Source organism: Arthrobacter sp. EpRS71, assembly GCF_001512285.1.
GTDB lineage: Bacteria > Actinomycetota > Actinomycetes > Actinomycetales > Micrococcaceae > Arthrobacter.
Map to the genome: position 1 here is coordinate 784656 of NZ_LNUV01000003.1, position 14915 is coordinate 799570.

A 14915-nucleotide genomic window follows, 5' to 3' on the forward strand; every position below is an offset into this window, starting at 1 on the left:
TTCTGACTGACCCCGATCGAGCCTGTTCGAGTCCCTTGTTGCTGTCCCTGGCCCCTCGTAGGGTCGCTTGTGCCTGGCCTTTCCCGAAGCCGGACACAGCACCCACAACAACCCCGACGATGAGGTTCACCCATGGCGTTTACCGCTCGAAGAATCCGAAGGCCAGTGGCCGTCCTCGCAGCAGCTGTGACTGCTGCCACCAGCTTGGCGCTCATGCCGGCCGCCACGCCGCAAGCCCACGCAGCCGACGCAACGGCGGTCACCATCACCCCGAACCCCGCCAGCCGCGGCGAAGCGTTCGAAGGGTGGGGAACCAGCCTGGTGTGGTTCGCGAACGCGACGGCGGGATACTCCCCCGAGCTGCGTGAGGAGCTGTACCAAAAGGTCTTCGGCAAGGACGGCCTGAACCTCAACATCGCCCGTTACAACGTGGGCGGCGGCAACGCATCGGACGTCAAGGACTACCTCAATGACGGCAGCGCTGTGGAGGGATGGTGGAAGCCGGTGACTGAAGCGCAACCCGGCCAGCCGGCGTCGAACCTTTACAACCCGGACGGCTCCGTGGATAAGACCCAAGCCAACAAGCTCGCCTTCCTCAAGGCCTGGAACCCGGACGACCCCGCGTCCTACAACCCCGACGCCGATCAAAACCAGCGCTGGTGGGTGGAACGCCTCGCCGCGGACCAGCAAATCACCCACTGGGAAGCCTTCAGCAACTCCCCGCCGTGGTTCATGACCAAGAGCGGTTACGTTTCGGGGCAAGTAAACACCGCCAAGGGCGAGAACCTGCTGCCCGAAGCGGAAGCGAAGTTCGCCGCTTACATGAGGAACGCCGTCGAGCTCCTTGAAAAGGGAAGTGGCATCACGGTGGACACCATCGATCCGTTCAACGAGCCGAACTCGGGCTACTGGGGTACGGACATTGACGCCGCTACCGGCAAACCACCCACCTCGTACACGCAGAAGCAGGAGGGCGCCCTGATATACCCGGCCGCCCAGGACCGCGTGACCAAGCTGCTGGCCGCAGAACTGGAAAAGGGCAGCACGGACGCCGTCATTTCTGCCATGGACGAGACGGATCCCAGCAAATTCATGACCAACTGGAACGGCTACAGCCAGGAGGCAAAAGATGCGGTAGCCCAGCTCAACGTCCACACCTATGGCACCAATGACCGCCGCAGGGTCCGCGACCTCGCCAACTCCACGGACAAGCCCTTGTGGATGAGCGAGGTTGGGGGCTTCTGGACGGGCAACCCGGTGCTCGGCGACTCCACCAGCGGCTGGGACCGCTCCAACATCACCAACGGTTTGGGGATCGCGGGCCGCATGGTCAACGATCTCCGCGAGCTCGAACCGGACGCATGGGTCTTCTGGCAGCCCGTGGAGGACACGTACAAGCAGGAGAAAGCCGACAAAGGCTGGGGCTCCATCTACGTGGACTTCGACTGCAACTACGAGGGCCGCGAAGGCTTCTCCAACCGCCGCATCAACGACGGCGCATCCCAGGAACAAGCCAAGTGCAAGGTCCTGACCAACCAGAAGTACAACACCACCCGCAACTTCACCCATTACATCCGTCCCGGCGACTTCCTCATCCAGAATGACAACGCCAAGACCGCCAGCGCCCTCCGCGCCGACGGCAACGGTGCCACGCTGGTCCACTTCAATGACACCCCGACGCCGGAAGAGGTCACCATCGATCTCAGCCGCTTCGGCAGCATCGCCCCCGGTGCCAAGGTCACTCCTGTGGTGACCACCAAGTCGCCGCTGGATGACATCGAGAAGAACGCACTGGTCAAGGGTGCGCCGGTGGCAGTGGATGCGACAGCCAAGTCCGCCACGCTGGAGGTTCCTGCCGCATCAGTGGTGACATTCGTCGTCGACGGCGTCAGCGGAGTTTCGGAGGATGCCGCCCCTGTGCAGGACGGCCACAGCTACCACCTCAGCGGTGAAGCGAGCGGCAAGTACCTGACCGCGCGTGCGAACGGCTCGGCCTCGATCGAGGAATTGGGCACGGATGCTGCCGGTGTGGCTCCGCAGATGTGGACGTTCAACGCCGTGTCCACGGACGATGAGTTCGCGAACGATCGCCGATGGGTTCTTAGCAACAAGGACGGACAGGTCCTCACAGGCAACGGTGGAGTGCTGAACGGCAGCCAAAGCGGTGCGGCTTCACTGTCTCCACTGACGGTGGACCAGGCCAAGGCCACTCCTTCTGCACAGTGGATAGTGACCACGGAAAACGGCAAACAGTGGACCTTGGTCAACGCTGGTGCCGCGATTGCCCTGCAGGTTCAGGGCAACCAGACAGCGGCGGGCACGTCCGTGGGCTTGGCATCCTCAACCGGCACCACAGCAACAGCCCTGGCCAGCCCACACCAGGCATGGGCCTTCACGGACATTGCAGATCTCAAGCTCCTGGGAGTTTCCCCCGTTGAGCTGAGCACGCCCGTAGGGACAGCGCCGGTCCTGCCAGCCACGGTCACGCCCGTTTACGAGACAGGCCCCGGCAAGCAGTTGGCCGTCACCTGGGCACCGGTGGATCCTTCCTCATGGCAGAAAGCCGGCAAAGTAACGGTCTACGGTTCAGGGGTTGACCCGTACGGTCAAACCTTCGAAGCCGTTCTCACAGTCACGGTGGGTTCCTACATCGCCACGGACCCTGTTTCCGTGACCGTTGGAACCGGATCATCAGTGGCTTCCGTCCAGGCCTCGGCTCCGGCGAGCGTTCCTGGGCAGATCGCCGATGGTCCCGCCCGGAACCCACTGGCCGTCACCTGGGACTGGTCCGCAGTGGCAGACTCAGCTCTGCACAACCCGGGAACCGTCACGGTGCCCGGAACCGCCAACGGCCTCCCGGCCACGCTGACCATCATTGTGGTGGACAGTGTTCCAGTAGCCAATATCTGCAAGGACGACCCCACCACTACGGCCACCGCAAGCTACACCGAGGGCTCCTACATCGCGAAGAACACCTGCGATGCCAACGCCACCACGCGCTGGTCCAACTGGGTGAGTGGCGGCCGTGCCGGTGACAGCCTGAGCTACGCCTTCAGCCGCGACTACACCGTTTCCTCCGTGACCGTCACGTCCGCGGAAAAGGCTGCAGCGAGCCTGAAAGTCCAGTACCAGGATGCCTCCGGAACGTGGAAGGACACCTCCGCGGGAACCATCACAGGACTCTCCATCTCTTCACCGGCCACCGTCCGCTTCGACCCCGTCACCACCCGCGGGATCAGGGTTTCGTTCGTGACCACGGCGTCGTACACCAAGGTCGCGGAGGTCGCCATCGCTGGTTCGCGCTTGGCCGACGCCGGGCTTGCCAACCTCGGCCGGCTCCTCGTCAACCAGGCCTCAGTAGTGGGCTTCGACCCAGCGAGCACCGACTACCGGGCACTGACCGCGACGGCGACTCCCGCCGTCGTCGGCTACCCGCTGGACACCAACGCCAAGGTGACGGTCCAGCAGCCCACCGCTGAGAACCCGACGGTGGTAGTCACCGTGACGGCGCCGGACGGCACCACCAAGGAGTACCGCGTGACAGTGTCCACGGGCAAGGAAGCGTGCAAGAACGATGGGTGGACGACGAGCCCATCGCCCGTGTTCAAGAACCAAGGCCAGTGCGTGAGCAGCTTCGCGGCTGGGAAATAGCCAAAAATCTGAGACAGTGAGGCCCCTCGGGAAGTTGATCCTGAGGGGCTTTGCTGTGTCTTCACCGAGGTGGGAGGAGTACGTGCAAATGAAAGAACACCTTAGCCACGCACCCAGCGGTACGGCGTGGTTGTGGAGACCTTGAGCAGGCCGGAGCGTTCCAGGATGGGCCTGGAGAATTCGGTGGAGTCACTGTGGATGAGGGTCTTTCCCATCTCGAGTGCGGCCTGCGCCCGGCGGGCGGTCAAGGCCCTGTAGATCCCCCGGCCGCGCCATTCCTCCCTCGTGGCACCACCCCAGATACCGGCGAAGTGCGTGCCCTGAACTGGCTCCAAGCGGCCTGCGCTGACAATCTGACCTTCAGCCTCCGCCACCCAGAGCTGCATGCCGTCATTGAGGGAGAGCCTGCGCAACAGGGCATCAGCCATCTCATCTGAGACCGGCTCTCCGAAGACCTCGTCCTGCATGGCGCTCATGGCCCGAACATCGGCTTCATCCGTCACCTGTTGGAGGGTCACGCCGTCGGGAAGGGGAACATCCACGGCGAGGGCCTGCGCCTCGCCGATCATGATCGATTCCGGGTCATCCTGGGTGAAGCCATTGTGGATGAGGGCCTCGTGCAAACCCGGGGCGTGGTCATGCCCGCGGGATTTCCACTCCACCCTGGTGATGTCAGGTTCAGCACGGTAGTAGGCCACTGAATCAGCCACGAGCCGCATGATGGTGTCCGCATCAGCACCACCGAGGTCCTGATACGTGACGAAGCCGCGGCCCTTCATGAAAGTGACCCAGCGCAGCGGCCCGTGCCGGGTCACCTTCAGGGCACTCGGTGTCTCAGCGTCGGTGCGGAGGTCGGCGTCGTAGGCGGCAAGGAAACGTGCGCGGTCTTCGCTGTGGCTCATTCCGCGAGCCTACTGCAGCCTGCCTTGGCACCCGATTCGATGGCTCCCTGCGCACCATGCCGTGCGCCCGGCACGTTCAGCAGCTACGCATCGAAATGGGCGAGGACACCGGCAATCGAGGAGCCATCCGGGAAATCGAACCGCCCCTGGCCCTCCCCTTCCCCGGCAACAAACGTGACACCCCCGTCCGGCGAAGCACCTCCCGCACCGGCGAGGATCACGACGGCGGCGTAGTCGCCGTCGTGCGCGGTGCCCGAGGTTCCCACCCATGGAATGGTGAGCTCCGAGCCCATCGGGTGGGCGCCGGGGCGGGCGAATGTTCCTGACGAGTCCAGAGCCACCCCGAACCCCGGCACGGGAAGCACCGAGCTGACCATAGAGGAGGCAGCGTCCACCGGCCAGCCACCAATCCTTAGCGAGACCGCAGAACCCTCAGCACCCGAAACGCGCACCAACCTCAGCTCGACGGCACCCCGTGTCACCGAAACCACCGTCACCGAAGGACCAGACGTTGCAGTGCCGGCCACCCCGCTGCCGTGATCGGGGCCTGCGTCGGGGTCGGGTTCGATCCAATGTGCCGTGAACCGGGACGCCCCCACCTGGAAGCCGCCTTCGGAGAACGAACCGAGGTGCTCAAAACCCGTCCGATGCGTCAGCCGGCCAGAGGAATCAACGAACGCCACCGCATTGTCCACGGACTCAGGTGCCAGGTCAGGGAACGTGTGCGTCGAGTACCCGAGCCGTGCGTACAAGGGCGAGTCAGCCACCACAGCGCCAACAACAGCGTGATCCGTGGCGTGGTTCCGGACCCGGACCACACCGTCGGCACGAGTTCCATCAACCTGCCAGCCCGGCGCCACGATCAGTCGCTGAGTGTCGGCAACCTCCACGGGCAAAGGCGCCTCAACGGAGGTCCACGCCGCATGATCCGCCGGCAAGGCCAACCCCAGCATGCCCTTCGCTGCCCAGTAGGGCGAGCCCGCACCGGAGTAGGCCTGCTTCATGCCGGCAAATTCTCCGTGCCAGCCGATGGACAGGAGCCCGTCCTCGGTGATCGCTCCGTGCCGGGCAAAGTAGTCGAGCATCCCGGACGCTGCCCGGCGCGCCATTCCTGGCGCCAACCGCGTGTGCCCGGACAACTCCCCCACCCAGAATGGTGCCGCGGCCGCGAACCGGTAGATCAAGCTCCGGCCTTGGATCAGCGGAGCGCCATTCGCGCCGACGAGGAACGCGGCGTCGTCCAGGAAGTCAGCCAGCCGGTCGCCGTCGAGCTTCTTCCGGGCGGCAACGCGCGGATCGTTCGGAGCCATCAGCGCCCAGAGCTGCGGATACACCTGGAAAGCCCAGCCAACGTAGTGGTCGTACGCGCGTTCCGGTCCGTCCGCGAACCAGCCACCGCCCCGGTACAGCAAATCGTGGATGGCGAGTCCGGCGTCGATGTCCTCGTCCGAGTATCGGCCGCCAACGGATGCCAGGAACGTCTCCACCACAATTTGGAACCACACCCAGTTGATGGGCGGGTACTCCTCGCCGATCACCGTCTCGAACCAGGCAATGAGCTGCTCCTGGACGCGCTCGGGTAGCTTGTCCCACAGAACGTCGCGGGTCAACGCCAGTCCAACAGCCAACGACGCCGCCTCTACCTTCGCCTGCCCCAGCTCTCCTGGCGTCGGCCACCGGTCCGGGTTGGCGGGGTTGGTCCCGGCGTCGAGTCCGGCGGCGTACCAATCAGCGATCCACCCGGTGTTGGCGGGATCCCCGGCTATACGGAACGACGCCAGCAGGAACGTCCGGGCGAACGCTTCCAGAGAGTCACTTCGCGGGCCGTACCGGCTGTTGGCTCCGGGCAGGTGGATGTTGGCGTGGTCGGCAGTGGCGTAGCGGTGGGCGGAACCCAGAAGGTGATCCGCATACGCGCACCAGTGCTCACGGGTCAGGCCGGTGAAAGGGGAAAGTTTGTGGTCCAAGGGCGGCAACAGCATCAGAGCGAGTCCTCCAACGCAACTCCGGCGAGCCCCCGCGGCGCACCCAACGACGAATCGCGCACAATCAGCTCGGGGTTCAGGTCAATACGATGCACAGGGCGCATCCTTCCTTCGGCCAGGCGGGCAGCCATCAGCTGCACCGCCACCTTGCCGACGTAGCTTTTGGGCGGCCGGACCGCCGAGATTGCGGGTTCGGCGAGGTACGCCACTTCGTCGTCGTATCCAACGATCGCCATGCTGCCGGGAACATCCACCCCACGGTCCACGCAGTGCTGCACGAACGCCACGGCCTGGGTATCGGAGTGCACCAGCATGGCCGTGGTCCCTGATGAACGGCAGAGCTCCAGGACTTGATCAAAGTGCTTTGCCCGGTCACCGTTGTCCAGTTTGGCGGAGTCCTCATGGATGGACTTTTCCAGCGGAATCTTCAGGGCAGCAAGGGCCTGCTTCCAACCGCGGACCACGTGGGGGCTGGTGGGGCTCGTTGAATCGGTGAGGCAGCCGATCATCCGGTGTCCCTCCTGCCATAAGTGCCGCACGGCCATCCCCGCACCGAAAGAATGATCCGTGGCCACCCACTCCAGACGGTGGGACGGGATCTCGGACGGCGCCCGACGCTCTGCCATGATCACCGGGATGGGCAGGGCGTTCAGCCAGCGGAGAAGTTCTTTGCCATGCTCACCACCCATATCCGGGGCAACAATCAGGCCGTCAATGTTCTGCGTATCCAAGAGAGCCTGGACCTGGCGGCGGTTATCGGCAGCGTCATAGGCGGAACCCCGGACCAGGATACGGAGATTCTGCACCTCGGCCTCTCCACGGGCCCCGGAAATCACCTGCGGCCAGTAATAATCCAGCGACGGAACCACCATGCCGATGGAGTAGCTGTGAGCCGACGGCCTCCCCACAGCCGCCGATCGATCCAACGGGCTGGGCAACGTGGCACCGCCGTGAACACGTGACACCAGGCCTTCGTCGGCGAGCGTGTTCACGTCGCGGCGGATGGTCAGCTCGCTGACGCCCAGCTTCGCGGCGATATCGCGCACGGTAATGGCACCATGCGCACGCAGCTCCTCCATGAGCCGCTCACGGCGTTGCAGCGAAAACAACGACTTCCCGGGTTCCGGGCTTGATTCGTTAGTCATGTGTTGCCTCCACTGTGAGGGTGAACGCGCCGGAAGCGCGGGTGTCTGCGGGCATTCGGAAACGGAGCCTGGTGAGCTTTTCGCCCCAGATATCGCTGAGGAGCGGATCGTCGAGGTGCCATTCGTCAACGAGTACGACGGCGGTGGCCGGCTTCCACCTCAGGTGCAGGCCCTTGGTGGTTTCCGCAGCCGGAATCCCCTGCGGCGTGCTGGTGGCCGTCGCGTCTGTGCCGACGCTGACGGTGCCGGCAACCAGGTAAGTGATGTCGACGTCGTGCGTTCCGTCCGCTTGGTGTGCCGGCAGGTTCCATCGATCGTCAATCACCACGGATCCCTGCTCCCGGTTCATCAAGGAGGTCCGGATCCATTGCTCGGCGTGGCCCAGGCCGTAGGCGGCCCCGAGACCCAACGCCAGGGTGGGCTCCTCCGGGGTGGGTTCCTGCAGAACAGTCGCCGCGAATTCCGCACCGGTCCCCTGTTCCAGCCCAAACGGCGCGGGCACGCTGTGCCAGGCGCTCTGCATGGCCCGAATCTGGTACCGATCAGGTCCGAACGTTTGGGCGGTGTAGGTGGGCTGGCCGGCGTCGACCAGCAGCGGCACGCCGTCCACGGCAACAACCACGGAGCCGACGTCGCGGTGGTTGTGGTGCTCGCCGTTGTGCCCGCCCTTGGCCGCGAGCGTGAGCCCGTCCGATGAACCCGGGATTTGCCGCGCCACCATGATCTGGACCGACGGCAGGTACGTCCCCCAACTAGGTAGCAGATCAGGTCGTTCTGAGGGCTCAGAACGACCTGATCTGCTACCTAGTTGGGTGCGGGAGGAGACGGAGGTGAGGTGGGTGAGGACGCGGCCCAGCCCGGCGGCGGCGTTCGGTTCAGGCTCGACGGCGGCAAAGGTTGCGGCATGCGCTGCTGCCTCGGAGTCCCCCAGCCGGACGGCCCAACGGTGCAGCATTCCCCACGGCAGTCCTTCGTGGGCGCGGGCCGGGCCGTCGGCGACGTTCAAGAACCACCGGTGACCCAGGTGCATGCGGTGCGGGAAGGCCACCAAGGCACGGATCACGGGCAGGTCCGGATTCAGGACACCGCCGCTTGCTTCCTCCAACAGGGCCAGGCCCTCCAGCGCCCGCCCGGCGCCATTCCACCAATAGGCGAAGCCCTCGTCGATTGCGCCGTCGGCCGGGATGGAAGCCAGGAAACGGTCCAGGCCCTCGATGCACCGGACAACAACCTCCGCCTGCACCTGAGAATCCTCAACCAGCATGAGCGCGGCCACGATGATGTTGGAGTGGATCCACGGGTTCCAGTTGTGGACGTCCCCATCGAGGCCCAGCCAGTGCCAATCGAGCCGGTCCAGGAATGGCCGGATCACCCGTTGGTTCGCTTCCGCACGGATCCGCCCGCGCAGGCCGGGTGCACGCTCATCCAGCGCGTCACCGAGCACCAGGTCCAGCCAGGCGAGCTGCGCCACCACCTCACCTGCGCCCAGATCCAGGTACGGCCGGGAAAGATCCGGCACCACGTGGCCGCTACGGGTGAACACGTCGTCGTGCGCTGCCCAACTCCACGAGCTTTGCTCACACAGGAGGTACGCGCCGTCAATCACTTCGTCGAGCCAGCCGTCACCAGCTGGTCCACCCGAGGCGGCCATTACGACGGCGCGGGTCAGCCGCTGCTGTCGGCTCGCCACAAGTCCCTCGTAGGCAGTGCGGTTGCCGTCGCGGAAGTAGCGCGCGTAGTGGGATACCAAGGGTTGTGGCCACGGGGTTCCCTTCTCCGCTTCCGCTTGGGCGCGAAGCTCCGAAACGAGTAGCTCCGAAGTGGGGCGGGCAGCAGCGAGCTGCCATCCGGCGTCGGACGCTGAGTTGGACGCTGGACGAGACGCTGGGCGAATAGTGAGGCGATCACGGGCGCCGCGAAGTGTATCCATCAGGGAGGAGGCGTCGGCGCTGGATCCCCAGGCACGCACGAGGGGTGGCTCTTGAACGGCGGCGGTGCCGGTTGCCATAGGAATTCTCTCTCATTTGTTCGAGTTTGAATGTTTCAGATCAAGCTCGATTGAGTTGAATGAACTGTCTTGTTTATGAGTATGTACTGATTATTAGATGTGATGCAACACATAAATCACGGTCGAACAGACCGCTGTTAGTTTCGAAAGGAGGATCCCCTCAATGTCGCTCAAGCCCCAGGCACTGCTGGTCATGAATAGCGGAACCTTTGCTGACCAGTTCGACTCCACACGACTGGAGCGGCTGGCGGGAATGGTGGACCTCAGCGCTCAGCCGTGGACGGATTCCTTGGACGCCCCGGAACTGACGGGCCGATTGGAAGAGGTGGAAATCCTCCTCACCAGCTGGGGAGTTCCGCAGCTCAACGCAGAGCGTCTGGAACGCATGCCCAAACTCCGGGCAGTTTTCCACTGTGCAGGAACAGTGCGCAGCTTCGTCAGCGAAGAACTCTGGGATCGCGGCATCACCGTCACCAACGGTGCCGACGCCAACGCGATCCCGGTAGCCGAGTTCACGTTCGCTTCCATAGTCCTGGCAGGCAAGAAGGCCCACGTGTTGGCCAACGACGCCCGCGTATCCAAGGATGACTGGAGCTACATAGCTAACCGTGGCGAGCTGGGCAACATCGGACGGGTCATCGGCGTCATCGGGTTCTCCCGCATCGGCCGCCGGGTAGTCCAACTGGTTCAGCAACTCCAGGACGTCACGTGCCTGGTGAGCGATCCCCACGCCGACCCTCTTGAAGTCGCAGCCATGGGCGGCAAGCTGGTCACGCTCGAAGAGCTCCTGCCAGTGTCCGACGTCGTCACCATCCACGCGCCTGCCCTACCTGAAACCCGCCACATGATCAGCACCGCCGAGCTGCAGTCCATGAAGGACCATGCGACGCTCATCAACACCGCCCGCGGTTCACTCGTTGACACCGAAGCACTCGAAAAAGAGTGCGCCACCGGACGGATCACTGCACTACTGGACGTGACGGAGCCGGAGCCGCTGCCCGCGGAATCCACCCTGTACAACCTTCCCAACGTCATCATCACCCCGCACATCGCTGGTTCGCTCGGCACGGAAACCAGGCGGATGTCCGATGCCGCACTGGATGACCTGGAACGATATCTCGCCGGCAAGGACCTCCTGGCCCAGGTAGTCCACGCGGACCTCGGCCTCAGCGCCTAGCCCCGTCAAACACAAAGCCGCAATCGCGGCAGACTTAAGAAAACCCACTAAGGAGAACGCAATGAAGCGCACAACCCTCGCCGCAATCGCCCTTGCGGTGACTGCAGGGCTCGGACTTACCGGCTGCGCCGGCGCTGCCGGTCCCGCCGAACCGCAGGCGGCCGAAGGCAAGACCCGGCTGACCGTCTCGGTGTGGAACTACGAGGGCACCCCAGAGTTCAAGGCCCTCTTTGACAGCTACGAGGCTGCCAACCCCACCATCGACATTGAGCCCGTGGACATCCTGGCTGATGACTACCCCCAGAAGGTCACCACCATGTTGGCAGGCGGCGACACCACGGACGTCCTGACCATGAAGAACGTGATCGACTACTCCCGCTACGCCAACAACGGCCAGCTGCAGGAAATCAACAGCGTGGTAGACAAGCTGGGCAAAGACAACCTTGCCGGCACGGACGCCTTCAACATTGACGGCAAGTACTTCGCAGCCCCCTACCGCCAGGACTTTTGGCTCCTGTATTACAACAAGGACCTGTTCAAGGCTGCCGGAATTGAAGATCCCAAGGACCTGACGTGGGAGAAGTACACGGAGATCGCCAAGAAGCTCTCCACCGAGGCCGGCGGCAAGAAGACCTACGGCACCTACCACCACATCTGGCGTTCAACAGTCCAGGCCATCGCAGCAGCCCAGAACGGTGCTGACCAGAACAGCGGCGACTACGGCTTCATGGAGGACCAGTACAACACTGCACTGGACTTGCAGAAGTCCGGCGCCACCTTGGACTTCGGCACCGCCAAGAGCCAGAAGACCAGCTACCGCACCATGTTCGAGTCCGGCCAGGCCGCCATGATGCCCATGGGTACCTGGTACATCGCCGGCATCCTCCAGGCCAAGAAGGACGGCAAGACCAACGTCAACTGGGGCTTGGCTCCGATGCCGCAGAAGAACGACGACGGCAAGGTCACCACGTTCGGTTCGCCCACGGCCTTCGCCGTGAACAAGAACGCAACGCACTCCGATGAGGCCAAGAAGTTCATCGAGTGGGCTGCCGGTGAAGAAGGCGCCAAGGCGATCTCCAAGATCGGCGTAGTCCCTGCCCTGCAGAACGATTCCATCACCGCTGAGTACTTCAAGCTCGATGGCATGCCCACGGACGATCTGTCCAAGAAGGCCTTCACGCCGGACACCACCGAGCTGGAAATGCCCGTCAGCGACAAATCAGCCGCTACCGACAAGATCCTCAACCAGGAGCACGACCTCATCATGGTGGGCGAGCGCTCCGTCAGCGATGGCATCGCCGAGATGGGCAAGCGCGTCACGAGCGAAGTGCTGGGCAAGTAATACAGCCCAACAAGCAACTCTCCCCGGTCCCGGTATCAGCGTCCCCGAGACGCGGTACCGGGACCGGATCTGAACTCTCCGGATCCTGAAATGGAGGAACGCCCCCGCCCCCGGGAGCGGTCATCATGACTACAGAAACAATCCCCCAGGCGCCTGCCCCCGTGCAGAGCCGCGGCAACAGAAAGCAAGCCAGGCGCAACACGCTGATTGGCTGGACGTTCATCCTTCCGAACTTCCTTGGCTTCCTGGCCTTCACCCTCATTCCAGTCGTGGCCGCCTTCGCGCTCTCCTTCATGGAATGGACCTCTTTCAGCGCTCCAAAATGGATTGGCCTGGCCAACTTTGAGCGCATGTTCGCGTCCGACTCCTTCTGGATCGCGCTGCGAAACACTGTTGTTTACGCCTTGGGCCACGTCCCGCTGACCATGGCCCTGGCACTGCTCCTGGCCATGCTGCTGAACCGTAAGCTCAAAGGCATCGGCTTCTTCCGGGTTGCCATCTTCTTCCCGTACATCACCTCGCTGGTGGCAGTGGCCGTGGTCTGGAACATGTTGTTCAGCCCGGACAGCGGCCCCATCAACCAGTTCCTCGGCGCAATCGGCATCGCCAACCCGCCTGGCTGGACCTCCAGCTCCGACTGGGCCATGCCGGCTGTGATCATCACCAGCGTGTGGCGCGACATGGGCTACTACATGGTCCTGTACTTGGCCGGCCTCCAGGCGATCCCCACGGAGCTGTACGAAGCGGCCGAAGTGGACGGTGCCAGCGCCTGGCAGCGTTTCTGGAACGTCACCATCCCGTCCCTGCGTCCCACCACGTTCTTTGTGGTGGTCATGCTGACGGTCTCCAGTTTCAAGGTGTTCGACCTCATTGTGGTCATGACCAACGGTGGCCCCGGACGGTCCACCACGGTGCTGTCCCAGCTGATCTACCAGGAAGGCATCGGCGAAGGTAAGTTCGGCTACTCCTCGGCCATCTCGCTGGTCCTGTTCATCATCGTGCTGACGGTCACCGTCCTGCAGTTCAAGATCCAACAGCGGAGGGAACGCTGATGACCAACATGGCCGAAGACCTCAAAGCCACTCACCTAACGGACGCAGCCCCGTCCCCGTCGGCGGCGCCCAGCGCGGAAGACCGCCGTCGTACTGACCGTAAGCGCTCCCCGCGCGAAGCGAAAAAGCGGACCGCCAACATCGTCATCTACGGCGTCCTGGTGGTCCTGGTGGTGGCGCTCATGGTGCCGTTCATCTGGATGCTGTCCTCCTCGCTGAAGGAGAACAACCAGGTCCTCACCGTCCCCATCCAGTGGATCCCGCAGGAGTTCGTGTGGAGCAACTACACGGACATCTGGACCCGCATTCCCATGATGGGCTACCTGCAGAACTCGCTCTACCTTGCAGTGATCATCACGTGCCTCCAGGTCCTCACAGGCTCGCTGGCTGCCTACGGTTTCTCCAAAGTTCGTTTCCCGGGCCGCGATGTCCTGTTCCTCGCCTACATCGGCACCATCGCCGTTCCGTGGCAGGCGTACATGGTGCCGCAGTACATCATGATGCAGAACCTTGGACTGACCAACAGCTTCAACGCCTTGATCCTGCTTCAGGCGTTCGGCGCCTTCGGCGTGTTCTTGATGCGCCAGTACTACATGACCATTCCGGACGAGCTCTGCGAGGCTGCCCGCATTGATGGCCTCAGCGAGTACGGCATCTGGGCCCGCGTGATCCTGCCGCTGTCCAAGCCGGCCCTGGCCAGCCTGGCCCTGCTGACGTTCGTGAATACCTGGAACGACTACATGGGCCCGTTCATCTACCTCACGTCCAACCGCCTCTGGACCGTCCAGTTGGGCCTGCGGTCCTTCGTGGGCCAGTTCGACGCCGAATACGCCATGATCATGACCGGCTCGGTGATCTCCGTGATCCCCATCCTCATCATCTTCCTCATCGGCCAGCGGTACTTCATCCAGGGCATCGCCACCAGCGGGATGAAAGGATGAGTGTTGTGAGCGCTAAACCGCGGCGGTGGGCCGGGCCAGGATTCGAGACCTTCGGAAGCATTTTCGGGTTCATCTACACCTTCCTGGCCGGAAATGCCCTGCTCGCCGTGGCCAACGCTCCCCTGGTCCTCAGCCTTTCGCTGGTGGCCGACCCCGCTGCCGCATGGCCGTTCTTCCTGGCGCTCTCGGTCACCATCGCGCCGTCCCTCGCCGGCATCTTCGCCGCCTTCAAGGCATTGAACGACGACGGCGGCGCGGTCAAGCCGGTTGCCGCCTTCCTGCGCGGATACAAGCGCAGTTTTGCCAAGGCCGCGCTGCTGGGCGTGGGGGCAGTGGCCATGCTGATGTTCCTTGGCGTGGACCTTGCCGTCATCCAGAACAACTCCGCCTCCCTTCCGGGTGCGGCACTCCTGGTGCCGCTGATCGTCGTAGCAGCCGCCGTGACGGTGACCCTTTCCGTCACGGCGATTGCCGGCGTCGTACTCCTTCCGGAAGCGACGCTGAAAAGCGTCCTCAAGGCCGCGCTGTACCTGGCCGTTCAGCGCTGGTACCTCAGCATGGCCATGCTGATCCTGCTGGGCATCATCGTCTCCGCGGCCGTGCTGCAACCCGTCCTGGGCATCGCGCTGGCCCCGGCCCCACTGCTGTTCGTGATCTGGAGCAACGCCTCCTACGCTTTCCACGCCGTGCTCCGTACCCCGTAATACTGTTA

At 63.7% G+C, this 14915-nt stretch carries 10 protein-coding genes; 6 read left to right on the forward strand and 4 right to left on the reverse strand.

Annotated features, from left to right (window positions below; all coding sequences use genetic code 11):
- Positions 1 to 132: 132 nt before the first annotated feature.
- Complete coding sequence (locus AR689_RS06385) at positions 133 to 3651, forward strand: Ig-like domain-containing protein (protein ID WP_082697822.1); 3519 nt, start codon at positions 133 to 135, stop codon at positions 3649 to 3651.
- 101 nt (positions 3652 to 3752) lie between these two features.
- Here AR689_RS06385 and AR689_RS06390 read toward each other — a convergent pair whose 3' ends face one another.
- From AR689_RS06390 to AR689_RS06405, 4 genes are all read right to left on the reverse strand, one after another.
- Complete coding sequence (locus AR689_RS06390) at positions 3753 to 4553, reverse strand: GNAT family N-acetyltransferase (protein ID WP_062068189.1); 801 nt, start codon at positions 4551 to 4553, stop codon at positions 3753 to 3755.
- 83 nt (positions 4554 to 4636) lie between these two features.
- On the reverse strand, positions 4637 to 6535 hold the full coding sequence (locus AR689_RS06395; protein WP_062068191.1) for a DUF2264 domain-containing protein: 1899 nt from the start codon (positions 6533 to 6535) through the stop codon (positions 4637 to 4639).
- Positions 6535 to 7683: a LacI family DNA-binding transcriptional regulator gene (locus AR689_RS06400; RefSeq protein ID WP_062068193.1), complete on the reverse strand. Its 1149-nt coding sequence runs from the start codon at positions 7681 to 7683 to the stop codon at positions 6535 to 6537. Before AR689_RS06400 ends, AR689_RS06395 begins: the two co-directional genes overlap by 1 nt.
- Positions 7676 to 9691 (reverse strand): heparinase II/III family protein, encoded by a 2016-nt coding sequence (locus tag AR689_RS06405; RefSeq protein WP_231745450.1) that lies wholly within the window; start codon positions 9689 to 9691, stop codon positions 7676 to 7678. Before AR689_RS06405 ends, AR689_RS06400 begins: the two co-directional genes overlap by 8 nt.
- 163 nt (positions 9692 to 9854) lie before the next feature.
- On the opposite strand from AR689_RS06405, the gene AR689_RS06410 reads away from it, so the two are divergent.
- From AR689_RS06410 to AR689_RS06430, 5 genes are all read left to right on the forward strand, one after another.
- A complete protein-coding gene (locus AR689_RS06410) occupies positions 9855 to 10868 on the forward strand; it encodes a hydroxyacid dehydrogenase (protein ID WP_062068195.1) in 1014 nt (337 codons plus the stop codon).
- Positions 10869 to 10929: 61 nt separating this feature from the next.
- Positions 10930 to 12210 carry an ABC transporter substrate-binding protein gene (locus AR689_RS06415; RefSeq protein ID WP_062068197.1) on the forward strand — a complete coding sequence of 427 codons (1281 nt, stop codon included), beginning with the start codon at positions 10930 to 10932 and terminating at the stop codon, positions 12208 to 12210.
- 125 nt (positions 12211 to 12335) lie between these two features.
- The gene (locus AR689_RS06420; protein ID WP_024818234.1) at positions 12336 to 13262 is read left to right on the forward strand and encodes a carbohydrate ABC transporter permease; all 927 of its coding nucleotides are present in this window, start codon (positions 12336 to 12338) and stop codon (positions 13260 to 13262) included.
- A complete protein-coding gene (locus AR689_RS06425) occupies positions 13262 to 14203 on the forward strand; it encodes a carbohydrate ABC transporter permease (RefSeq protein WP_062068199.1) in 942 nt (313 codons plus the stop codon). The genes AR689_RS06420 and AR689_RS06425 overlap by 1 nt, the downstream gene beginning before the upstream one ends.
- 5 nt (positions 14204 to 14208) lie before the next feature.
- The gene (locus AR689_RS06430; protein ID WP_231745451.1) at positions 14209 to 14907 is read left to right on the forward strand and encodes a DUF624 domain-containing protein; all 699 of its coding nucleotides are present in this window, start codon (positions 14209 to 14211) and stop codon (positions 14905 to 14907) included.
- Positions 14908 to 14915 lie beyond the last annotated feature (8 nt).